Annotated in this window: 21 protein-coding genes; 2 read left to right on the forward strand and 19 right to left on the reverse strand. The window is 44.4% G+C overall.

From position 1 onward, the window contains the following. Positions 1-65: 65 nt before the first annotated feature. From V5J77_RS25280 to V5J77_RS25335, 12 genes are all read right to left on the reverse strand, one after another. Positions 66-1,274, reverse strand: a complete 1,209-nt coding sequence (locus tag V5J77_RS25280) for an ABC transporter permease (protein ID WP_338553547.1) — start codon at positions 1,272-1,274, stop codon at positions 66-68. Continuing rightward, positions 1,268-1,954 (reverse strand): ABC transporter ATP-binding protein, encoded by a 687-nt coding sequence (locus V5J77_RS25285; protein ID WP_338553548.1) that lies wholly within the window; start codon positions 1,952-1,954, stop codon positions 1,268-1,270. The genes V5J77_RS25280 and V5J77_RS25285 overlap by 7 nt, the downstream gene beginning before the upstream one ends. Further along, a complete protein-coding gene (locus V5J77_RS25290; protein WP_338553549.1) occupies positions 1,941-3,083 on the reverse strand; it encodes an efflux RND transporter periplasmic adaptor subunit in 1,143 nt (380 codons plus the stop codon). The genes V5J77_RS25285 and V5J77_RS25290 overlap by 14 nt, the downstream gene beginning before the upstream one ends. Positions 3,084-3,106: 23 nt before the next feature. Beyond that, positions 3,107-3,820 carry a hypothetical protein gene (locus tag V5J77_RS25295; RefSeq protein ID WP_338553550.1) on the reverse strand — a complete coding sequence of 238 codons (714 nt, stop codon included), beginning with the start codon at positions 3,818-3,820 and terminating at the stop codon, positions 3,107-3,109. 36 nt (positions 3,821-3,856) lie between these two features. Continuing rightward, the gene (locus tag V5J77_RS25300) at positions 3,857-4,375 is read right to left on the reverse strand and encodes a stage II sporulation protein M (RefSeq protein ID WP_338553551.1); all 519 of its coding nucleotides are present in this window, start codon (positions 4,373-4,375) and stop codon (positions 3,857-3,859) included. Between the two features lie 110 nt (positions 4,376-4,485). Next, entirely contained in the window at positions 4,486-4,692 is a 207-nt protein-coding gene (locus V5J77_RS25305; RefSeq protein ID WP_338553552.1) for a hypothetical protein, read from the reverse strand. 39 nt (positions 4,693-4,731) lie between these two features. After that, positions 4,732-4,908: a hypothetical protein gene (locus V5J77_RS25310; protein ID WP_338553553.1), complete on the reverse strand. Its 177-nt coding sequence runs from the start codon at positions 4,906-4,908 to the stop codon at positions 4,732-4,734. Between the two features lie 12 nt (positions 4,909-4,920). Beyond that, positions 4,921-5,628, reverse strand: coding sequence for an ABC transporter ATP-binding protein (locus V5J77_RS25315; protein ID WP_338553554.1), 708 nt, complete (start codon positions 5,626-5,628; stop codon positions 4,921-4,923). A gap of 17 nt (positions 5,629-5,645) precedes the next feature. Next, a complete protein-coding gene (locus V5J77_RS25320) occupies positions 5,646-7,394 on the reverse strand; it encodes a hypothetical protein (RefSeq protein WP_338553555.1) in 1,749 nt (582 codons plus the stop codon). Between the two features lie 484 nt (positions 7,395-7,878). Continuing rightward, positions 7,879-8,769, reverse strand: coding sequence for a hypothetical protein (locus V5J77_RS25325; protein ID WP_338553556.1), 891 nt, complete (start codon positions 8,767-8,769; stop codon positions 7,879-7,881). 206 nt (positions 8,770-8,975) lie between these two features. After that, on the reverse strand, positions 8,976-10,997 hold the full coding sequence (locus V5J77_RS25330; protein WP_338553557.1) for an ABC transporter ATP-binding protein: 2,022 nt from the start codon (positions 10,995-10,997) through the stop codon (positions 8,976-8,978). Between the two features lie 45 nt (positions 10,998-11,042). Beyond that, a complete protein-coding gene (locus V5J77_RS25335; RefSeq protein WP_338557065.1) occupies positions 11,043-12,791 on the reverse strand; it encodes an ABC transporter transmembrane domain-containing protein in 1,749 nt (582 codons plus the stop codon). Positions 12,792-13,548: 757 nt separating this feature from the next. Here V5J77_RS25335 and V5J77_RS25340 point away from each other — a divergent pair. Next, positions 13,549-14,445 carry a GGDEF domain-containing protein gene (locus V5J77_RS25340; RefSeq protein WP_338553558.1) on the forward strand — a complete coding sequence of 299 codons (897 nt, stop codon included), beginning with the start codon at positions 13,549-13,551 and terminating at the stop codon, positions 14,443-14,445. A 35-nt stretch (positions 14,446-14,480) separates the two neighbouring features. Here the strand turns inward: V5J77_RS25340 and V5J77_RS25345 are convergent, their stop codons facing one another. From V5J77_RS25345 to yidC, 5 genes are all read right to left on the reverse strand, one after another. Continuing rightward, positions 14,481-15,701: a Bcr/CflA family multidrug efflux MFS transporter gene (locus tag V5J77_RS25345; protein ID WP_338553559.1), complete on the reverse strand. Its 1,221-nt coding sequence runs from the start codon at positions 15,699-15,701 to the stop codon at positions 14,481-14,483. A gap of 230 nt (positions 15,702-15,931) precedes the next feature. Further along, entirely contained in the window at positions 15,932-16,162 is a 231-nt protein-coding gene (locus V5J77_RS25350) for a cold-shock protein (protein ID WP_338557067.1), read from the reverse strand. Between the two features lie 298 nt (positions 16,163-16,460). Next, positions 16,461-16,793, reverse strand: coding sequence for a hypothetical protein (locus V5J77_RS25355; RefSeq protein WP_338553560.1), 333 nt, complete (start codon positions 16,791-16,793; stop codon positions 16,461-16,463). Positions 16,794-16,825: 32 nt separating this feature from the next. Continuing rightward, on the reverse strand, positions 16,826-17,524 hold the full coding sequence (locus V5J77_RS25360) for a pirin family protein (RefSeq protein WP_338553561.1): 699 nt from the start codon (positions 17,522-17,524) through the stop codon (positions 16,826-16,828). A gap of 247 nt (positions 17,525-17,771) precedes the next feature. After that, positions 17,772-18,632, reverse strand: coding sequence for a membrane protein insertase YidC (gene yidC / locus V5J77_RS25365; protein ID WP_338553562.1), 861 nt, complete (start codon positions 18,630-18,632; stop codon positions 17,772-17,774). Between the two features lie 458 nt (positions 18,633-19,090). Between yidC and V5J77_RS25370 the strand changes: the two genes are divergently transcribed. After that, complete coding sequence (locus V5J77_RS25370) at positions 19,091-19,837, forward strand: hypothetical protein (protein WP_338553563.1); 747 nt, start codon at positions 19,091-19,093, stop codon at positions 19,835-19,837. A 147-nt stretch (positions 19,838-19,984) separates the two neighbouring features. Here the strand turns inward: V5J77_RS25370 and V5J77_RS25375 are convergent, their stop codons facing one another. After that, entirely contained in the window at positions 19,985-20,401 is a 417-nt protein-coding gene (locus V5J77_RS25375) for a glycosyltransferase (RefSeq protein ID WP_338553564.1), read from the reverse strand. Positions 20,402-20,534: 133 nt separating this feature from the next. Next, entirely contained in the window at positions 20,535-21,182 is a 648-nt protein-coding gene (locus V5J77_RS25380) for a hypothetical protein (protein ID WP_338553565.1), read from the reverse strand. Positions 21,183-21,265: the final 83 nt, after the last annotated feature.

Consider the following 21,265-nt stretch of genomic DNA (forward strand, 5'->3'; position numbering starts at 1 on the left):
GCAATCGCATGGGCTTAGAAATTTTTTCAACGTACCGCCTTCGTTATAGATTAAAAAATATTACTTCAGGATTCAAACAATAAAGAGTCCATAGGCTCCCATTTTGATGCCTTATTAGCTGGAAGCATTCCAAAAATGATTCCAATCAACATGGAGAATAGAACGCCGCCCACAATAACATACATTGGGACTAATAATGGTAATTGCGTAACTAGCGAAATTAACTTCGCTGCGCCAACTCCCAATCCAATCCCTACAATTCCACCAGCGGTAGTCAATACCGCCGATTCTATTAAGAATTGCGTCAGAATGTTGCCCCTTGTAGCTCCAAGCGCTTTACGTATTCCAATTTCCCGTGTTCGTTCTGTCACGGAAACGAGCATAATATTCATTACGCCAACTCCACCGACAAACAAGGAAATACTAGCTACCGAACCTATAATCGCTGTCATAATTCTCGTAATGGATGCGACTGAATCCTGAATTTGCTGCATGTCTAAAACAATATATTCCCCACGACCATTCTTCTCCTGATTTAGAGCGTTCAGCACTTCTATTGAGGCTTCGCCTGCTAATTGCAAAACCTCTGCGCTTTGAGCCTGAATGGTCAATGAATCTATTTTGCTTTCACCAAATAAAGATGGCCAAACGGCATTAGGAATCAGGATCTGATACGCTCCAGCATTAAAAATACTTTTTCGTTCCTTAAACGTGCCAATCACTTTGAACGCCGTGCCTTCCAGTTCTATAATTTTGCCAAGCATAGAATGATTCGGATCTAAGCGTTTCAGCGCATCCTCACTAATAAGTGCTACCTTGCGGGCCTTCTCAAACTCTCTGGCTGCAATATTCCGACCTGACAATAGCTCTGCATTATGTATACTAAAATAAAATTCAGTTGTACCATTTAACTGAACCATTAATGTCTTATCCCGATAATTCAAAGTAGAAGTAGTCCTATTATTAGCGATAACCTGCTCGATTTCGGGTATTTTCTCTAAAGCTAGCAGGGCATTTTCTTCAAAAGCCGGTACACTAGGATCATCAGAGAGAACATTCCCTTCCTCATCTACGCTTTGATATACGACTTCAAATGTATGGTTTCCGCTTCCTACAAAAAAAGTTTTAAGGGATGCACTTCCTCCCTCACCAATGGCAACAATAGCGATAACAGAAGCTACACCAATAATAATGCCAAGCATGGTCAGCACAGATCTCGACTTGTGTGCATATAGGGCAGAGAAAGCCATCAGTATGCTTTCCCTTATCAGCATGATTTCACTCTGCTATCATTAATAATTTCCCCATCCTTTAATACAATCCTTCTATTCGCATATGCTGCTACATTATTATCATGAGTCACCATTACTATCGTTCTTCCCTCTTTATTTAACATCGCAAACAGCTCCATAATTTGCTCACTCGTTTTTGAATCCAATGCTCCTGTCGGCTCATCGGCAAAAATAATCTTTGGGTCGTTGATAATCGCCCTTGCGATTGCTACTCTTTGCTTCTGTCCACCTGATAACTGATTAGGATAATAATTCTCCCGATTTCCTAAACCTACTTTATGTAGAGCCGCCCGTGCTTTTTCTTGCCGCACACGCTTGCTGACTCCTGAATATACCAATGGCAGCTCAGCGTTACGAATCGCACTTAGCTTAGAAAGCAGATGGAATTGTTGAAACACAAAACCAATGTACTGATTTCGCAACCGCGCTAATTCATTATCACTAAGAGAAAATACATGATAGCCAAAAAAATGATAGTCCCCTGACATTAGCTTCAAATCCAAAAGCCCGCATAAGTGCATTAATGTTGATTTTCCAGATCCTGAGGCTCCCATGATTGCTACAAATTCTCCTGATTCAATGGATAAATTAATATCCTTTAGCACCGGAACTTCGTTCGAACTTAACAAATACGATTTATGGACATTGTTAAGGGATAACATTAAGCTTCACTTCCATTCCTTCAACCCAAGCCACCTGAGGGTTCCTGGCAATTACTTCTCCTGCTCGAATGCCAGATACAACCTCTTCCCAGTTATCATCTATTAGGCCAATCTCAACTTCCCGTTTACGAATTGTGCCCTGTTCGACAACATACACGTATTCCTTATCATTCTCCATAAGTACGGCATCAAAAGGTACAACAACAACATTTTGTTTCGCATTCAACTCAATTTCTAAAGATACATGAAAGCCCTCTGGCAGGCTCTTGTCATGCTCTTTAATTGAGACCAGAAAAGGATAAGAGGTCACCGCGCTTACTTGACCATTACCAGCTTGAATCGGAGTATAGCTGAGAGCTTCAACAACCCCTGCCCACTCTTCTTCTGGCATTGCTTTAGCATGAATTTTAACCAATTGACCAGCTTTCACGCTAGTTGCATCAAATTCAGTTAATGTCCCTTTTATGACCGGCGTTTTAGAAGTTAGAATCCGCAAAAGCGGCCCCTCTGATTGATATTCAAGTATATTGCTTGGACTATTTATTTTAACCGTCCCTGCAACTGGGCTTACAACCTTAAAATCAGCTTCATTTTTTTTCAATGCTGCCAATTTCATTGTGTTGCTCTCTATTTCCAGCTCTGTAAATCTGATTTCACGCTTGCGTGCGGATATCTTTTTTTCAGCATTTTTTTTAGCTGTTTCCACATCAATTCCTTGTTCTAAATCCTTCCTAAATTCGTTTTCTATTTCATCAAAATTTTCTTGCTTCCCTTGCAGAGTAAGCTGTAGGCTGTTTTGAAGATTCTCAAGCTGCTCCATGTTTAGGAGCCATTCATCATTCGCATATTCAAATAAAAGATCCCCCTTCTCAACCTGAGCGCCTTCATGAACATGCCATTTTTTAATTTTCCCCATTGTTTCATCCTTGTAAATTTCAGCCTTTTCATTAGCAATAACAAGACCAGATGCAATCAATGTCTCTGATATGGTTTGTGTTGCCGCCTTTGCAGTATCAACATGGATAATTTCAGAATGGGAAGTTCCCGTTCTATTAAGTAAAAATATATTCCCTATAATTATTCCTACTATAATAACGCTTGCGACTAACATCATCCTGTTTCGTTTCATAATACCGTAGCAAGTCCCCTCCTCTAAATCAACACAACAATAACATTAATAACAAATAACACTCCCCATATTGAAAAAGATGATAACATCCCTTTTTTTATCGTCGTATGACCAATAAATGAAATTCCTAGCCCTATTAGGATATAGCTCCACAGCTCTAATAAATCTATGCTCGATAACAAATTGATTAGAAATCCGTTGGTAGTAATCTGATTTGCAAGTAATCCTAAATTGGTAATCGTACCCGTAGAAACAGGAGTAGACAGACTTAAATCTGTCCAATTCACAAATGCCAATTTCAATCCCTTGCCAATTAAAATAGGCACTTGTGCATATAATAAAACCAAAAATAGCTGCTTCTTCGTAAATGATAATTTAAATAGCTTCCCGCTAATACGCAATAAAACAAAGGTGACCAACAGAATCACAAATGCAATAATGGTTGAGAAAAAGGTTGTAATGATTTGCATCAATTGCATGACAGAGGCTGGCATTTCCAAGCCGCTTTCGCCAAGCGTTTTCTGTACTTCCTCCGTCATGAGGAGCTTATTGGACACAAAATAATTGAAGGCATAATACAAAATAAAAAAAACAAAGATAATGCCTTTCATGCGATAGGTAGGCTGTATTGCACCTAATACTTCAGCGGGGGAATATATAACTTTAATTAAATCAAATAAGCTTTGTTTTTTTGTTGCGTTTACTGGTGTAATCGAAGCTGGATTAGCGCTCACCATACTCACTCCTAATTCATGCTTTCTTTCAACTTTTACCTATACTACCGAGGTCACGAAGCCCTCTATTAATGCAGCTACTACTAGCAACAATATGATCCATCTCGTCATCCTATAGTAAAAACGCCAATCTTTTTTAGATTGAAAATAAAAAACAAACCCTTTTAAACCAATAGCACCTGCAAGTAATAATGCTGGCAGCTCAAGCACACCATGCGGCAGCAGCTTTAAGAGAAGGGTTGCTAAAGAAACTCCTTCTGCTAGTCTGCTCGCAATAACAGTCCCTATCCAAAGTCCATTAATAAATAAAACAATCAGAGTGGGCAATCCAAATAAAAATAAACCGGATGCCAGAATCGCAGCAACACCGATATTGCGTATGAAGATGCCAAGAGAAGCTTCGAATCCTGCTTTATGGTTCACTAAAATTTCAGATGATTCTAACCAGTCTTGATCGGACATAGAATATACAACGATGATCCCGCTCACTGCTCCCATTAAAAAAAAGAAAAAAGCACCCCAAAAAAAATATTGAAATTTCACATTTTCTATTTTCAAGTCATTTCACCATACTTTACATACTAAAAAATATGGGGTAAGATAAATTAAAAAATCATTTATCTTACCCCAACTCCAAAAAGATTGTTAGCCGCGCATGGTAACCCTAATTACCATGCAACTGCAGCTTTAGTGGTCATTTTCAACGTCGCTGTTCTAATAGCAACAATAAGGCCTGCGCTGATTCCAGCAGAAGCAAAAATCGAAACTAGTGCGACAACAGTGGCTCCAGCATTTATCGCGGTAACGATAACTGTAGCCCATGCAGTAGATATACCTGCATAAGCAGCCAGGTTAGCAACCAACAATTCCAACATATTTCTCACCTCCCTTCATAGCTATTAGCTGTCTGCTCCTTATTTGTTTTTAAACGTCCTGCCGGACAACACCATCAATACTACGATACAGACAATCAAAAATAATGCATATAACCAATGGCCTTGATAAATTTGCAGCCCCAGAGGCGGTAAGCCGAGCAATAAGATCATAATATATATCAGTATTTTTGTATTTTTCGATTTTGCTTTACTCATATGAATTCTCCTTTATGTCTTGATTTGAGAGACATAGTATTGCTCCAAGGAATTACTTTGTTCCAACACCTCGGATAAGCTGCTTTTATCTAATAAACGCCCCTCTTTAATTAAGATTACTTCGTCACAAAATTTCTCGGCAATCTCAAGTTGATGCGTGGATAGCAAAATAGCTCCTCCTTTAGCAGCGTAATCCATAAATATTTCACGAGCCAATATTGAATTATGCGGATCTAACCCCGATATATACTCGTCCAATAATAATATTTTGGGTTGCTTCAATAATGCGACAAGCAACGCTAGCTTCTTCCTATTTCCAAGCGAATAGTGTTTGATTCGCTTGGAAATTTCTGAGGAAAACCGAAATCTCTCAATTTCCGCTGCTAGCTGACTATCTGTCATTTTTAACTCGAATAATTCCATTGAAAATTGAATATATTCCATTCCGCTCAATTCATCATACAATAACGGGTAATCCGCAATTATGGAAACTTGACTCTTTGCTTTTTTCCAATCTTCATGTATAGAAATTCCATTAATTAATATTTCTCCCGACGTTGGCTTCATTAGCCCCGCTGCCATATGCAAGGTTGTCGTCTTCCCGGCACCATTCGGCCCAAGAAACCCGAATATTTTCCCTTTAGGAACCGTTAAAGACAAATCGGACACGATCGTTTTGTCATTCATTACTTTATTGACATTAGACAGTTGCAAGCTCATGATATTCACCTGTTTTTTTATAAATTAAAATCATCAATATACGGCCGGCTGTTGTGCTTTCTTCTGACATAAAGCAAGCTTCCTATCCAAACTGCTAATATCGCAATTGGAGAAACTACAAACTGGATAATGAGAAAAGACGTTTTATCCATATAATCTGCAATATAAAAGGCCAACGGCAGCAATAAACAAGGAATAACAAAACTAAGCATGCACATTCTAACTATCGTGTTCACTGTTGTCCTGTCCGTGAACTCATCTAGCTGTTCTTTATTGATGAAATTGTAATGCGGACTCATAAAGCCAGCTATTTGATGGATAACTGCGAAGCATAAGTAATTAACGATATGAACAAAAATCATCATTGCATATCCAGCACGACCTCCAAGAATAATAAACACAATCTCGCACAACACAAATTGCGGCATAGAAATAATTAAAAATAATTGGAGCTTCTGTATAAATACACTCCATATCGTTTGACCAGAGGATACATACAACGAAATTTTTTTCCCATCACTGTCCAAGGAGAAATGCCCCAAAAACGAATCGAACAATAGAGCAGACAGCTGGAATATGACGATATACGACACCATAGTTGTGACTAAAAAATAAACTTTATCCGATTCCGCGTATCTGATTAAGGAACTACATGCCCCAATTAACCCCCAAATTAGCATTCCCCCAAACAATCCGGAAGCACGCTGCAGCGTATAGGAATCCCGACAAAAAACTTTAACTCGTGCAATGATGATTTGTTTATTCATCCGAACGAGTCCCTTTGCAAGAGCCAAAAACATTTTTTCCAGCCAAATAGGTTTTTCAATGGCTCTCGTAGACATTTGCCTATCAGCCATTCTAGCTAGTAGAAATACAATAAATAAGGACGTTGCTATCCATGCGCTCCAATATATCCAACTGATGAATTCACTGCTGGCAACAGCTATTCGAGACATGAAATTGTGCGGCCAATATTTCCAAAGGAATATGTCGAAAATATAATTTAATCCTTGCTGTAAAATCTGTCGCCCTTCGAAGAGCCATTGCTCATATGCTTTTTGATTAATTACTCTCCCTAAAATAGGAAAAGTATTTATCCAAGGCGATACTACCTTTCCCAAAAAATAACCAGCTGCCAAAATGGCTGCTTTTAACAATAACGATTGTATGATTATGTAGTTAAAGTATCTTTCATTCCTCGTTTTCCTAATAGTCAAGTAATTATGAATGATAGCTATGAGCTGTGTTTGAACAATATAGGTAACTATAATGATCACAAATGTTACTAGTCCTTGCAAAAATAAAGGTTTTGTCACAAAGAGTATGGCGACTAAAAATGGGATCAGGCTTGTAAATAAGCGTTTAATATTCCAAACCATCTGTTCATAGAACAAAATGAATTTCTTATCTTGATTGTTCCAGTAGACATTTTGGAAAAGATAATCATCACCATTATTGAGCTCCCATTTTGAAGCCTGAATTCCTGAGAAAATTGAAAAAGCACAAAATTGAACGAAAAAAATGGTCCAAATGACGTTCATTTTTCCTTGAACAGTTAGCGCACTAATTCCATTAATGAGATTTTTAATTTCTTCATTGTTTAAAAAAGTAACTACTTCACTTAAATTGTCGCTATGAAGAATAAAAAGAAAAATTACAGCAAAGTAAATTGCAAAATTAAAGAAATTTTTGAATAATTCTAAAAATAGAATGAGTATGAATTTAATTGTTATTTTACTCCATTCGTTTCTCCAACGAATTTTCAACCTCCACTTGAGCCACACCAACAATGAAATATCAGCCATCTCCATACATTTTTAGTGTTTTTTCCATTAACTTCATAAATAATATTATTACAAATTTAAGTAACTGTCAACCATTTTCCCAATTTTAAATAAGTATTTTTCATATCTAATTACAAATAGCTAGATTAAATATTGTTATGTTTGAATCAATAGAATCCCTTCGCATAGGTCTGTCGAAAAAAACAGAATGCTGTCTATTAACAATTATATATTATAATTATAATTGTTATATTTTAAATTAAAAAGAATAATTCCAGAATCACTTTTTACCAATCCATTTTATCCACTTAAGCTCTTGGCTTGCTTTTACATCGTTCAGCAAAAAGAAAAAATCTATCCCTCATTACAAATAGGCTGCGTACAGGTTCTGTTATGCCCCTTTACGCAGCCTATATTGCAACTCTCAAGCTTTTCCCTGCACTGTATGTCTTATTAAGCCGTCAGCTTAAGCTGTTTGATCGGTAGAAGCAGTTGCCGCTGCCTCCGTAGTTTCTGTTGCTCCATCACGCTTCCCATGCTTGCCTTGACGTCCCTTTCCATCGCCTTCCGGCTTCTTAAACTCGCCATTAACGAGCAGGGTAACATGCTCCGTGAGGGCAGCGATTCTCTCATCATATTGTTCCTGTGTCAGCTTGCCATCCGTGAGGGCTTGATCAAGCCTCGCTTGTTCCTCACTGCGTTTTTGGTCAATTACCTTCTGTACGTCTACGCCTTTTTCAGTCGCAATGGCAGCCAGCGATTTGCCATCCTTCAGCTCCGCTTTTAGCTCATCGACTGTCACGCCAAAAACGGTCGCTGTTTCCTCGCTTGCGAGGCCGCCTTTACCAAATTCGGCTTTGCCACCGTCACGCTTTCCACCTTCACCGCCAAGTCCAGCTTGGCCATTCGAATCCAATATTTTATCAGCTATTGCTGAGCTATCCCATTGTTTATCCGCTTTAGCTGCATCGAGCGTCTTGTCCGTATTGTCGCTTTCAAGCTTCTCCTTCCGAGCAGCTGCTGCTGCATCAATCCATTCCACCAGCTTGGCCTTCAGCGTCTCACGATCTACGCCCTGAGCGGAAGCGACCTCTGCGAGCGTTTGCGTTTTGAGCTGTGTATCCAGCGTCGCTTCGTCAAGCTTCAAATATTCAGCAAGCTGCGTTTTCCACTGTCCAAAACCAGAAAATCCGCCCTTATGCTTGCCTGCTTCACGCACTTTTCCGCTTCCTTCCGCATTGCTTTGCGCGCTTGTATCCGTTGAAGCGGCATGAATAGCCGGTATGGCCAGCGCACCTCCGCCTACTACCAGCGATAATGCGATTGCGCTTGCGACGATTGTTTTCGTACCCTTCATGACTGTATTCCACCTTTCAGTTGAATTTGCCTTACATTTCTATCATAGGCATCCATTCTTAGCTCAGTTATAAACCCAGCTGAATATTTCCTGAAAATCGTGAGGATTCATTCATAAAAAAGCAAAAAAAGGCGGAGCCTCAGCAGCTCCGCCTATATCCTATACGATCGTATTTCCCGTTCTTTCTGAAAATGAAGCCTTCAGCCCTACGCCGTTACAGGCGCCCCCAGCTGCAATTGATACATCGCGAAGTATTTGCCGCTATGCTCCATCAGTTGATCATGGTTGCCCCGCTCAACGATCTCGCCATGATCCAGCACCAGAATTTGATCGGCCTGACGAATCGTTGACAGACGATGGGCAATAACGAACGTGGTGCGCCCTTTTTTGAGTACATCAAGCGCCCCCTGAATAATCGCCTCTGTCTCGGTATCAATGCTCGCAGTCGCTTCATCCAAAATCAAAATCGCCGGGTCATACGCAAGCGCCCGGGCAAAAGAAATCAGCTGGCGCTGGCCCGCAGACAGCGTGCTGCCCTTCTCGATAACCGGCGCATCAATACCGCCGGGAAACTGCATAAACATCTCGTACGCCCCAACATCGCGCAGCGCCTGCTCTACCCGCTCCCGGCTAATGTCCGGGTTGCCTAGACTGACGTTCGATGCAATCGTTCCCGTGAACAGGAACGGGTCCTGCAGCACGATGCCCATATGCTGGCGCAGCTGCTGCTTCGGAATATCACGCACATCGCGTCCATCAATTAAGATGCTGCCCTGCTTTAAGTCATAGAACCGGAACAGCAGGTTGAGAATCGAGCTTTTGCCAGAGCCGGTATGCCCTACGAGCGCCACCGTCTCGCCCTGGCGAGCGATGAAGGAAATATTTTTGAGCACATTATCGTCTTTTTTATAGGCGAAGGTGACATCCTTAAACTGCACTTCGCCCTTGTAGCGCTCGATTTTACCGCTTGCAACGTCAACGCCCTCTTCATCCATCAGCTTGAAAACACGCTCCGCCGATACACGTGCCGTTTCCAGATTGGAGAGCTGGTTCACCACGCCGACAATCGGCTGGAACATCCGATTCATGAGATCAATAAAAGCATACAGCGTACCGACGAGCAAAATCGTACCGAACCAATTGCCCCAGAACATCCAAATGACAACCAGAAACATAATGTTGCGGATGACCTGAACCATATTATGCGAGGTGATAGAGTTTAAATGAAGCAGCTTGTTTTGATATTTGAAATAATGATTGTTCAGCTCATCAAATTCTTCCATTGTCTCTTTCTGACGGCGGAAAGCCTGAATGATTGGCATCCCCTGAATAGCTTCATTGATCATGCCGTTAATTTCGCTCAGCTTAGCTCGAATAACCTTATTGTAATGCGCCGCAAAGCGGCGATATACCTTGATCCATACGAGCAGCAGCGGTACTAGCGGCAGTGCGAACAACGCCAGTCTCCAATCGAGAAAGAACAACGCTACATAGATCGCCGACATATAAATGATGGCTGAGAAAAAGTTGGCCAATACCGAAACATACAGCTCCCGCACCGCCTCGGTGTCATTCGTAATGCGTGATACGACTTGGCCTGCGGCCAGTGTATCGTAATAATTGACGGGCAGACGCTGCGTATGCTCGAATACATCATTACGCATACGGCGAACGATGCTGTTGGCTGACGTCTGCAGCAGCAGCCTTTGGCCATAAGTCAACAATCCGCCTATGAGCAGCAGCGCGCAATAAAGCACCGCAAGCTTAATAATGCCAGGTGTTTCTGGCTTGTAGAAGGCGAACAGCTCTTTTGCAGACAGGGCGGTTACGGGGAAAACAGCCACCTCTCCTGTCGCTTTGCTCGTAAGGGTCATCTGCTCACCCTCTACCTTGCGTTTTCCATCCTCGAAGGGAAGCTTCCCTTCAAGCCAATAAAACGTTCTTCCCGACTGCAATATCCGCACACTGTCACCCTGCGGCTCTCCTGCCGACAGATGATCCTCGCGTTTGTACCATTTTCCATTATGCTCAACCGCGAAGCTGTCTTGCTTCGCCGTCTCATACCATGTCTTCTCAATGCCAAGTATGTTTTGGTCGATCATGCGCTTGGCAATGAACGGTCCCGCGAGCTCCGCGGTTACCGCTAACAGCAGCAGCACAAGAGCTCCAATAATCGGCTTCTTATATAGCATGGCGTATTGAAACAATCGTTTACCTGCTAAGCCCATTGTCCCTAGCGCCCCCCATTTCCTTTGCTTTTCTTACGTTGTATATTAGGACTCAATAATCGACTCCAGCTGCTGGCGATCATATTGCTCCTTGTACCAGCCGCCCGCTTGCAGCAGCTCCTCATGAGTGCCCTCCTGCACAATGCGGCCCTCATCTAGTACAATAATCCAATTTGCATGCTGAATCGCGGACAGGCGGTGTGTCGTAATAAGCGTCGTTTTGCCGGCACGTTCTGTGCGGATGCCCTCGATAATTTCCGCCTCTGTCTTACCGTCCACAGCAGACAGCGCATCATCCAGCATTAAAATTTCCGGATCAGCGATGAGCGCACGCGCAATACTCACACGCTGCTTCTGTCCGCCAGACAGGGCAACCCCCTTCTCACCGACCATCGTTTCCAAGCCTTCAGGCAAAAACTGAATATCCTTGGCGAAGGAAGCCCGTTCCAGCGCACGCTGTAAATCCGCTTCGCTCGCCTCTCCCTTCTTCCCAAACCATATATTATGGCGAATGGAACGGGAGAACAGCACGGGCTGCTGCGGCACATAGCCGATCCAGCCGAGCAAGCGCTCCATTTCGAGCTTCTCAATGGGCACATCCGAGACGGAAATCGTTCCTTGTCCAATTGGATATTCACGAAGCAGCTGCTTGAGCAAGGTCGTTTTGCCACTTCCTGTGCGGCCGACGATACCTAATGTCTCGCCTTTGCGAATCGAGAAGGAGACATTAACCAAATTATCAACCTTCGACGAAGGATAACGGAAGGTCACCTTACGGAAGGAAATCGTCTCCGGCTCTTCTACTGCAATTACCTCTGATGCATCCTTTACATCCGGTTTGTAATTTAGTGATTCGTTAACCCGATCAAGCGAAGCATTGCCCCGCTGCATAACGTTAATCAATTCTCCGATCGCCAGCATCGGCCAGATCAGCATACCCAAGTAAATATTAAACGAAACGAGCTCGCCCAGTGTAATTTCACTTTTGAACACCATGTAGCCGCCATAACATAAGCCGATCAAATAGCTGAGGCCAATAAGAATTTTCATCGTCGGCTCGAACAGCGCATCAATGCGGGCAACCGCAATATTTTTCTCATAAACCTCGTCCGTCTTGCGGCTGAACTGCTGCTGGCTCGCTTCCTCCTGTACGAAGGCACGAATGACGCGCACCCCAGACACCGCCTCCAGCACCTGGTCATTCAGCTCGCCGAAGGAGTCCTGAGCCTCCATGAAGCGGCTGTGAATTTTGCCGCCGAAATAGCTCATCGCCAGCGCCATAAGCGGCAGCGGCAGCAGGGCAACAAGCGTCAGCTTGAAGCTAATTGTCGCAATCATCACCGCAAGAATGGTGAACATAAAGAAGGTCGAGTCAATGAGCGTCAATATGCCGAAGCCTGCCGTGGTGGAAACAGCCTTCAAGTCATTCGTGGCCCGAGCCATCAAATCGCCAGTACGATTACGCTCAAAAAAGGTCGGCGACATTTTCATAAAATGCTTCATCAGTTGGGAGCGCATAATACGCTCCAGAAGGAACGACCCGCCGAATAATTGATAAAACCAAATATAGGACATGATATAACCTACAATTGTTATAGCAATCCAGCCGCCAATGATGAAATAAAACTCTTTGTCAGCAAGTGAACCCTGCGCAATGCCATCAATGGCATATCCCGTCATCCAAGGCGGAATAATATCCAATACGCCAACCAAAATGAGCAGCACGCCCGCTATCGCGTAGCGCTTCCAATCCATTTTGAAAAACCATCCAAGCTTCTTAAGTACGATAAACATAGCGCTGCTTTGATACCTCCCCATATCCATCCAAACGTTTATTTTTCCCATAAAAAAAGGAAACGCATCGGTTACACGATACGCTTCCTTCGCAAGCATCATCGACCTCAAGCGGGTCGAAGGCATTGAAAAAGGCGCACGGCTGCATCGAACGCAACCATACGCCTTTGATTTATGGGAAAGCTCCCTTATTCATCAAAGAGAATTAACGCACGGATGGATTACGCTCATTAAATTATTATTTACAATAGCAAATTCTGTTGTGAGATGTGCAGTAAATTTACGCATGAGTCATAATCCTCCTTTCAAGTTGTTTAATCTTCTGCCACTTTAACATCGCTTGTAAATGCTGTCAATACCTAATTTTGAAAACAGTTGTGCCCATTTTTCAGATTTTCAAGGTTTATTTTATCTTAATAAGCATTTTACCCCATAAACCCTCTAAATATTGCATGAAAAAGTGTCGAATTTGCAGGATAGCAGGAAGGGTCTGTCGAAGCTATTCAGCTAGCTATCTAACGGAAGGCATCATTATGGAAAAGAGGCAGATATGTTCAGTCGATCTTCATTACCCCACCATGACTCATCAAGCTGGTATCGCATTATGCTCAATGTGTACTGGGTATTGTGTATACTAGCACTTACCTGTCAATACACGATATTTGCTCTCCAAAATAATGCTAGTGATGAAACCTTTTTCTCCAGCCAACTATTTTCATATGACATTCTGATACAAAACATCCTTTTGCTTGTCGTTATGGCATCCCTTGAGCTCATTATTCGCTATGCAAACCGCTTTATTGAAAAAGCACTTATTATCGGCGCTCATCTTATTACGATGAGCTTCTTATTTTTTTTAAACGCCCAGCTTTTGGCGGCTCCCACTCTGCTGCTGCTTCCAATGCTGATTACGGTGCTATTTTTGCGGCCTTATTATTTATTTGTTTCTTTGCTCGTTTCGTTGATTTATCTATTTTATATTTATTTTTCTTATTATTATGATGAAGGATTTACTAATATCGATAACCTCTTCTTCGCGGGCATTCTAATTGCAACAGCACTAGTAGGCTTCGCAATTATCCATCGGGCGAGAGGCTTGCTTGTCACGCTCAACCGTACGCTAAAATCCGAGCAGGAGCTGCTAATCAAAAATATCGTGATGGATCGCATGTCGAAGATCGACCCGCTTACCGATCTTTATAACCATAAAACATTTCATGAATATGTGGAAAAACTCATTGAACACCAAGAAACTAACCCGTTCAACTTTCAGCTCGCGATTATAGATATCGACAACTTCAAGCATGTCAATGATACTTACGGGCATTGGGTTGGCGATATTACGCTTAGGCAGATGGCTGCGACGCTGATGAAGCACTTGAAAACCGATGATTTTGCCGCTCGTTATGGCGGGGAGGAATTTATACTCATTCTCCATGAAGAGAGCCTGGAGAAGGCGCTTGCGCTCGTTGAGGAAATTCGCGTGTCCATTTCCCAGACCAAAATTGCCGAAATGGACAATCATTCCGTCACTGTAAGCATCGGCTTGCATGAGCATCTCCCTGGCGAATCCAAAGGGACGAGCTTCCAGGAAGCGGATCAAGCCCTATACGAGTCGAAAAATAGCGGCAAAAATAAAACGACTATCCGATAACTTGCCCGGATAGTCGTTTTTGTGCGAGCCGACGTCTAGCGCACGCTTCCTCTACGCGCCATAAACACATAGAACAGCACAGCGAATATGCTTGATGCTGCAATAACGATGCCCATCGGCAGCGCCGTGTGGCTGCCGCCCAAGCCTACCATCGGCGCAGCAATGGCGCCAATGACGAAGGATAGCAAGCCGATTAGCGCTGAGGCGCTTCCGGCTGCTTTGCCTTGACTTTGCATCGCCAGCGTAAAGCTCGCCGTCTGGATGACGCCGACGCTGGATACGACGAAAAATAGCGGAATAAGAACAGCAATCAGCCCAAGATCAGCTAATATGACAAGCAGCAGCGAAACACCGCCAATGGATGCCATGCTGAGCCCAACGATGAGCAGCTTCTTCTCGCTCACCTTGCCGGCGAGCCTGCCAGCCGTTTGGCTGGCAATAATGATGCCAACACCATTAATAGCAAAGCATATACTGAACATCTGCGGCGAGACGCCAAATATTTCCTGCAATACAAACGGAGAGCCCGATATGTAAGCGAACATCGCTGCGGTTACAAAACCTTGAGAAAGCGCATAGCCCATAAATACACGATCCCGAATTAGTGTGCCGAAAGTGCGCAGCGTGCTTTGCAGCCCACCCTTTAAGCGATTTTGCTCCTGTAGCGTCTCCCTAAGTCCAAGCCATGATGCCAACAGCATGACAACCCCAATTGCGCCAAGCACAAGAAAAACACCGCGCCATGATGTCCATTGCAGCACTTGTCCGCCTGCTATCGGTGCCGCAATCGGCGCTACCCCGTTCACCAGCATAAGCAAGGCGAAAAACCTCGTCATTTCAGAGCCTTCATACATATCCCGAACAATCGCTCTAGACAACACAATGCCGGCTGCCCCGCCCAAGCCCTGCATGAGCCGCAGCAGCACGAACGTCTCAATTGAAGGCGCGACGATACATAACACCGAGGCTACAACGTATACGATAAGTCCAATCATAAGCGGCTTTTTTCTGCCAAAAATATCGCTTAAAGGCCCTATGATGAGTTGGCCCACCGCAATGCCAAGCAAGCAGGCTGTCAGACTCAGCTGCGTCATGGATGTGCCCGCGCCAAAATAATTCGCCAGCTCCGGCAATGCCGGCAAATACATATCAATGGATAACGGAGCGAAGGAAGCTAATGCGCCAAGCAGCAGCGCCATCCGAATGCGCCCAGAGGAAGTAGGCTGTTGGATCGAAGTCAACACCTGTCGTTTCATCAAATTGTCTCTCCATTTCTATCTTCCATTTACGTGCCTACATTCTGTAACAATTATAATTACAACAGACACTAGGTGTCAATGCTTGGGCATTAGGACAACAGAGCATAGACATTAGAGCATTAAGAAGATCGGTGGACTTAGCCTGCCCGATTTCCCAAAGAAAGGGCGCCCAATTGGACGCCCTTCGCTTGAATCCGCCCTATACTGGGCAAATTCGATTATTTGATTTATTCCGCTACCGGAATGCTGTTTTTCGCCCGATTTATATCATTGGAGTTGACGAGTTGCGGCAGCATCTTCTCCGACTCTTCCATAGGAGAATTACATTGCAGACAAGTGGGCGTCTGCTCGAACGAAAAGTTTGCACGCATCCAGCCATTGCAAACATCACTCGTACAAGCCCATATTTTCGTGCTGACCTCAGGGACTTCCTCTTGAAACTTTTTCCGACTATAGATCGTCAACGCCTCCTTTAATTGGACATGCTATTGCCATGATAATCCTGTTCCTGCTTCTAGCGTTTGATAAATCACGTAATTCCATACATAGGAATTTAACGCCAATGATTACCAGACGCTTCCAGCCCAAGCATTGAATCGTTGTACATCTGATCGGTAAGATTGATTAAAAAAACAAAGCACCCTGTCCTTCATTCCCATAAAGGATATATATGCAGCAGCGAGCGATTTTATTAAAATATTAAGAAAGTATAAGTTTTCTCTTTATACTTAGCTTATATTTGAACTTGGCCCCTCTTTACAGCTTGTAGCCGTAGCTTTGTGGAATATATTCAATCATCGCTTTCGCCTTGAAAGCAAGCTTGCGTTCAACCGCTTGAAAGCTGACGGATTGCTCCTGTACGTAGAACCAAATTTTGACCGTCGGCTTATCCTCATGCTCTTGGAAAAGAAAGACGTTCAGCTCTTCCTTCCACGCAAGCAGATGGCTCAAATCAAGCTCCGGCGGCGTTGTGACCGTGAACGCCCATAAATCATCAGCCTGCTCAATTTGATAATGAACGTCATACTTGCTGGAATCTACAAAGGTTCTTCCTCCAACCGCATGCTTGATTAGTAACGTTTCCTTCATCGCTTTCTCCCCTCGCGCAGAAAATTCCGTCCTTAAGGCATATCAATGAGCATGACGAAGGTATCTTCCTTCGCCTTGATTAGAATTTCTGGTTCAAACTCCGCACGAAGGCTGTCCTTCGCCATCATATTAATGTTGTTGACGTCGGCAGCGCCCTCGATCAGCATCAAAAATACACGCCTGCCTGCCTTTTGACTGTAATAAAGACGTTTACCCGCCTCAACACGACCCAGATGAATCGACATATCCTGATGAATCATCGCTGTGCCATTCGTCCCCTCCGGCGTGACAATCGGCAGAAAAGCATTGACCATCTTCTCCTGATCATACCGAAGCACCTCGTAGGATGGGGTCAATCCGCGCTCACGAGGCATAAACCACAGCTGTAGAAAATGTCCCTCCTCGGTTTCCGAGTCATTGTATTCTGCATGAACAATGCCTGAGCCGGCTGTCATCCGCTGAATTTCCCCGGCAGTGGTAACCTCCATATTGCCCAAATTGTCCTCATGCTTGAGGCGGCCCTTCAACACAATGGTCACTATTTCCATATCGCTATGAGGATGCGCTCCGAAGCCGCGGCCCGGCGCAATCTCATCTTCGTTGCATACACGCATGACGCCGAACTGAGCGTTATCCGGATCAAAATATTCACCGAATGAGAAGCTGCGCGCGCCCCTCAGCCATCCAATATCAAAAAAGTTCCGCTCGTTCGCAGGATAACGCTTAATCATCGTGCAAGGCCTCCTTTTTTTCACTTAACTGTCCGCATGCCAAACCATACCTTACACTTATTGTATCATACTTCATTCAAAACTGTCCCATGAAGCTCCTCATCTTCTCTGCGCACGGCTTTTCATTCCGCTTGGAGGCTTCAACCAGATCGAATTAACATTTCTCTACAGCGTGGTCCTTTGCAATAAAATAAAAAAAACGCCCCGAGGGTTGAGAGGCCTCCGGAACGTCTATTAGGTGTAGAGCTTAAGATTTTGCAGAAAGCTTTTTACCTTTTGCTTTCTTCGGCGTCGGCGCTTCAGCCTCTACTACCGGCATAACTGGCGTTATGGGCATCGGGTACAACCGCTTCGAAAGCATAGTTTGTAAAATCATGAACACTCCGCCAACAACCCAATAAAGCGGTACAGCAGCAGGTGCGGTAAAGGAGAAAATACCCATCATAATCGGTGAAAGGTAACCAATCAGCGCCATCTGTTTTTGCTGGGCGGGGTCCATGCCGATTTGAGACACGCGGAACTGCACATAATAGATGGCAGCGGCGAGAAACGGCAGGATATGATCCGGCGTACCAAGCTGGAACCAGAGAAAGGAGTGTTCCGCAAGCTCCGGCGTCATTTTGATTGCATAATACAATCCTGACAAAATCGGCAGTTGAATAAGCATCGGAAGGCAGCCAATGGCAAGCGGATTAAACTTGTGCTCGCCGTACAGCGCCATCGTTTCCTTCTGCATATTCGACTGTGCTTCAGGCGATTTGTCGTTTTTGTATTTTTCCTTGATTCGGTTAAGCTGCGGCTGCATGACGCTCATCTTCTGCTTCATTGCCTGCTGACTCTTGGATTGGCGAAGCATAAGCGGAAGCAGGGCCAGACGAATAAGCAACGTAATCGCAATAATCGCCATGCCAAAACTGTCGTTAAAAAACTGCGCAATGTGTTGAATTAAATAAGAGATGGGGAATACGACGTAATGGTTGAAAAACCCTGGTGTCGCCGAGTCAACTGTTCCATTCGGCGCACCGCAGCCGCTAATGACGAGCAGCAGCCCGATAATAAGGATAAAGCGGTATTTTTTAAGCAATTCCATTGTATATTTAGATAACATATATATCCTCCTCGTTTGTTTGGATGTTGCTTCACAAACGAGGAGCTGCAATCTGTGGGATCACCATCAGGCGCTTCTTTTCTTTTTACTTTACGTACAAGCCATAGGGCAACGGTATGAGCCCGCTGAACCGTTGGTAATATACGTGCAGGTGCTGACATATGAACCTTGCCTTGCGACCAGCGGGACGGCTCGCTTGCAGCATGAAAAGTGAAATACGCTGCATAGGCGAACGTGCAGATAATGCTTACAGAGAAAAAATACGGTATAATATCATGCAGCTCAAGCAGCTTCTTCACCTCCAGACTCAAATCGGTTACTCTTGTAGTATAAAGCAACCATTCCTCATATTCCCTCGTCTAAAGTCTAGGTACAACCTGCACCAGAGACTGTTATAGCGAGGAGCTCGCAGGCGATAAAATAGATCTAGTCATTATTATACTGGGAGGTTAGCTATTTTGTATATCACCTTGGTTCATCTTACGCTTGGTTGTTTATTCCTAGCGCTGCTGTTGTCTTGGATTGCCGGAAATAAGGCCTCCTCCCTGCTCTACAGCAAATCCGAGCAGCAGCTGCACCAGCGTGCCAAAAACTTGATTATTTGGACAATTGTATTGTCCATCCCAGCAGCAGCGGCATTGGGCGGAGTCGTCACCATGGCCGTCAAGCTGCCGCCGGATTACGATTTGGGCATGCTCATCTGTGTACCAATCCTGACCCTTTCGCTAGCGTTGTTGTGGGCTAGAAGCATTCCAAAGCTGCTCAGAATGCGCAAAAATACAGGACGGAAGTCCAGCGATCCATTGCCGGTACGCATGCTATATCGCGCTTCAGAGCCCGCGTTCATCTTGCCTTACCAGCTGCTGTCGCTCTGTACGCTAACGATCTTTTATCTGACCTTATCCGTCGCTGTATCGCTGCATTCTATGCCGCTTGCTCTCCCGCTTTCGATGCTCGGCTTCGCTGCTGCCGTTCTCTGGATGATTCACGGCGAACGCAGCAGCAGGGTGACCTTGCCGAAAGCAAAGCTCCAGCGCCGTCCAAGCGAGCGCATGGTACGCAGGCTGGCTGTAGCCATTGCTATTGTGCTGCTTGCAGGAACTCCTTATTACACTGCTTTTGACAAAATAGACTTGCCGGAAGCGCTCACCATGACCAACAGCGCCGACAACCTGCACTCATTCGGCTTTTACATTGAACAATAACGGAGCCGCAAGCGCCTTCCTTCTAAAAGCACATCAGGTCAATCCTGTGTTATGCATAAATGACATCGCTCCACTCAAAAATAACCCTCGCCTAATAAGGCGGGGGTTATTTGATGCTAAAGAAAAACCATTCAGTTGTGCTATTTATTAGCATGCGGCACTCTCCGAAGCAAAATCCCAAAGCGGGGAATGGGTAAAGCCCTCCTTAGCCCGTACAACATAAAACGGAGAAGCACCCTGCAATCCCGCACTTACGCTGCGGAAGCGGTCAGATACCTCCATGACGATCTTATGCTCGCCTGAAGCATGGTCGGCTCCTGCGGCAACTGCCGCATCATAACCAAAGCTGCTGGCGAAGTGGATCGCACGCACCCGAATATCTGCTGCGCAAAAGACTCGAAGCATATCTGCCGAGCGATCTGTGCTGTTGTCATTTACAAAAATCAGTTCGTAATTCTCGCCAATGGGCGGAATGATTCGTTTTAGCCGCTTGTAGGTGTCGTAAAGCATTTGCTCATCATTATACACAGGAATGACTACGGAATAAGTGACTGGCTCACGCATAACAGGTCCCCTCCCGGCTTCGAATGCTGCTTTAACAGCTTATCCATCTACTATACATGATTTTGCTTAAGATTCCCTTAATTCTAACTGATCATTTTTCATAAATTTATGATGAATTTTGTCGGATTTCTCCTTATCCACCCAAAGCAAACCAAGTTTCCACCTGCTTGAAATAGAGATGACCATCGGGCCATGGCTGAAAATGCAAATCCATTCGCGCTTCGCTCCAGTCCTCAGGCGTTCCACTTGTCGTTAGCTTGCGCGGCAGCGCTGGCTCCTCCACAACAGCCGGAAATTCTTGATAGCCGAATAGCAAATTTTCGTGCAGTGCAATGATTTCATATTTTGGACCATAAAACGCGTGCTCCTCTTGCAGCTGGTAGTGGAAATAAATGTAGCTCGCCACCATCTCCGGCTTCAAATGCGCCACGCGACCGACACGCCGCTCCACCGCTGCCTTGCGCCGCCAATGCTCTTGGCTTGCTGGCGCATTGAAATGGAAAACATCAATCATTGGAATCCATAAGCGCTTCTCGGCTTGTCCGGGCCATGGCTCCAAATAACTGCCAAGCTCACGCATGAGCTCCTCGGGCGCTGGCGGTTTATCCATCAGGCTTTCTACGTATAAAAAAAGATTCCGCTCCCATTTAAACAAGGCCGCCGTCATGAATTTGCCTTCCTCAACCCAAGGAAGCAGTTGCTCTCTCAAGAGCTCCACAGAAGCGAGCGCTTTCATTTCTTCGTCGGCAAGCAGCTGCGCCCGTGCTATTACTCTTTCCATCGTCGTCCCCCGCTATCTTATGCTATATTAAATGCCAAGCGTGCTTCTGCCTAATTGCACGAATTAAACGTTGAACGGAGTGA

Origin of the sequence: Paenibacillus sp. KS-LC4, from assembly GCF_036894955.1 — a bacterium.
GTDB lineage: Bacteria > Bacillota > Bacilli > Paenibacillales > Paenibacillaceae > Pristimantibacillus.

What these genes read in the sequence shown, in the direction of transcription:
- V5J77_RS25335 (WP_338557065.1), bottom strand. Translation starts at nt 12,791, where the DNA reads ATGTTTATCGTACTTAAGAAGCTTGGATGGTTTTTCAAAATGGATTGG.
- V5J77_RS25280 (WP_338553547.1), bottom strand. Translation starts at nt 1,274, where the DNA reads ATGCTGATAAGGGAAAGCATACTGATGGCTTTCTCTGCCCTATATGCA.
- V5J77_RS25315 (WP_338553554.1), bottom strand. Translation starts at nt 5,628, where the DNA reads ATGAGCTTGCAACTGTCTAATGTCAATAAAGTAATGAATGACAAAACG.
- V5J77_RS25285 (WP_338553548.1), bottom strand. Translation starts at nt 1,954, where the DNA reads ATGTTATCCCTTAACAATGTCCATAAATCGTATTTGTTAAGTTCGAAC.
- V5J77_RS25330 (WP_338553557.1), bottom strand. Translation starts at nt 10,997, where the DNA reads ATGGGCTTAGCAGGTAAACGATTGTTTCAATACGCCATGCTATATAAG.
- V5J77_RS25310 (WP_338553553.1), bottom strand. Translation starts at nt 4,908, where the DNA reads ATGAGTAAAGCAAAATCGAAAAATACAAAAATACTGATATATATTATG.
- V5J77_RS25355 (WP_338553560.1), bottom strand. Translation starts at nt 16,793, where the DNA reads ATGAAGGAAACGTTACTAATCAAGCATGCGGTTGGAGGAAGAACCTTT.
- V5J77_RS25340 (WP_338553558.1), top strand. Translation starts at nt 13,549, where the DNA reads ATGGCATCCCTTGAGCTCATTATTCGCTATGCAAACCGCTTTATTGAA.
- V5J77_RS25325 (WP_338553556.1), bottom strand. Translation starts at nt 8,769, where the DNA reads ATGAAGGGTACGAAAACAATCGTCGCAAGCGCAATCGCATTATCGCTG.
- V5J77_RS25345 (WP_338553559.1), bottom strand. Translation starts at nt 15,701, where the DNA reads ATGAAACGACAGGTGTTGACTTCGATCCAACAGCCTACTTCCTCTGGG.
- V5J77_RS25295 (WP_338553550.1), bottom strand. Translation starts at nt 3,820, where the DNA reads ATGGTGAGCGCTAATCCAGCTTCGATTACACCAGTAAACGCAACAAAA.
- V5J77_RS25375 (WP_338553564.1), bottom strand. Translation starts at nt 20,401, where the DNA reads ATGCGTGAGCCAGTCACTTATTCCGTAGTCATTCCTGTGTATAATGAT.
- yidC (WP_338553562.1), bottom strand. Translation starts at nt 18,632, where the DNA reads ATGTTATCTAAATATACAATGGAATTGCTTAAAAAATACCGCTTTATC.
- V5J77_RS25360 (WP_338553561.1), bottom strand. Translation starts at nt 17,524, where the DNA reads ATGATTAAGCGTTATCCTGCGAACGAGCGGAACTTTTTTGATATTGGA.
- V5J77_RS25305 (WP_338553552.1), bottom strand. Translation starts at nt 4,692, where the DNA reads ATGTTGGAATTGTTGGTTGCTAACCTGGCTGCTTATGCAGGTATATCT.
- V5J77_RS25380 (WP_338553565.1), bottom strand. Translation starts at nt 21,182, where the DNA reads ATGGAAAGAGTAATAGCACGGGCGCAGCTGCTTGCCGACGAAGAAATG.
- V5J77_RS25290 (WP_338553549.1), bottom strand. Translation starts at nt 3,083, where the DNA reads ATGAAACGAAACAGGATGATGTTAGTCGCAAGCGTTATTATAGTAGGA.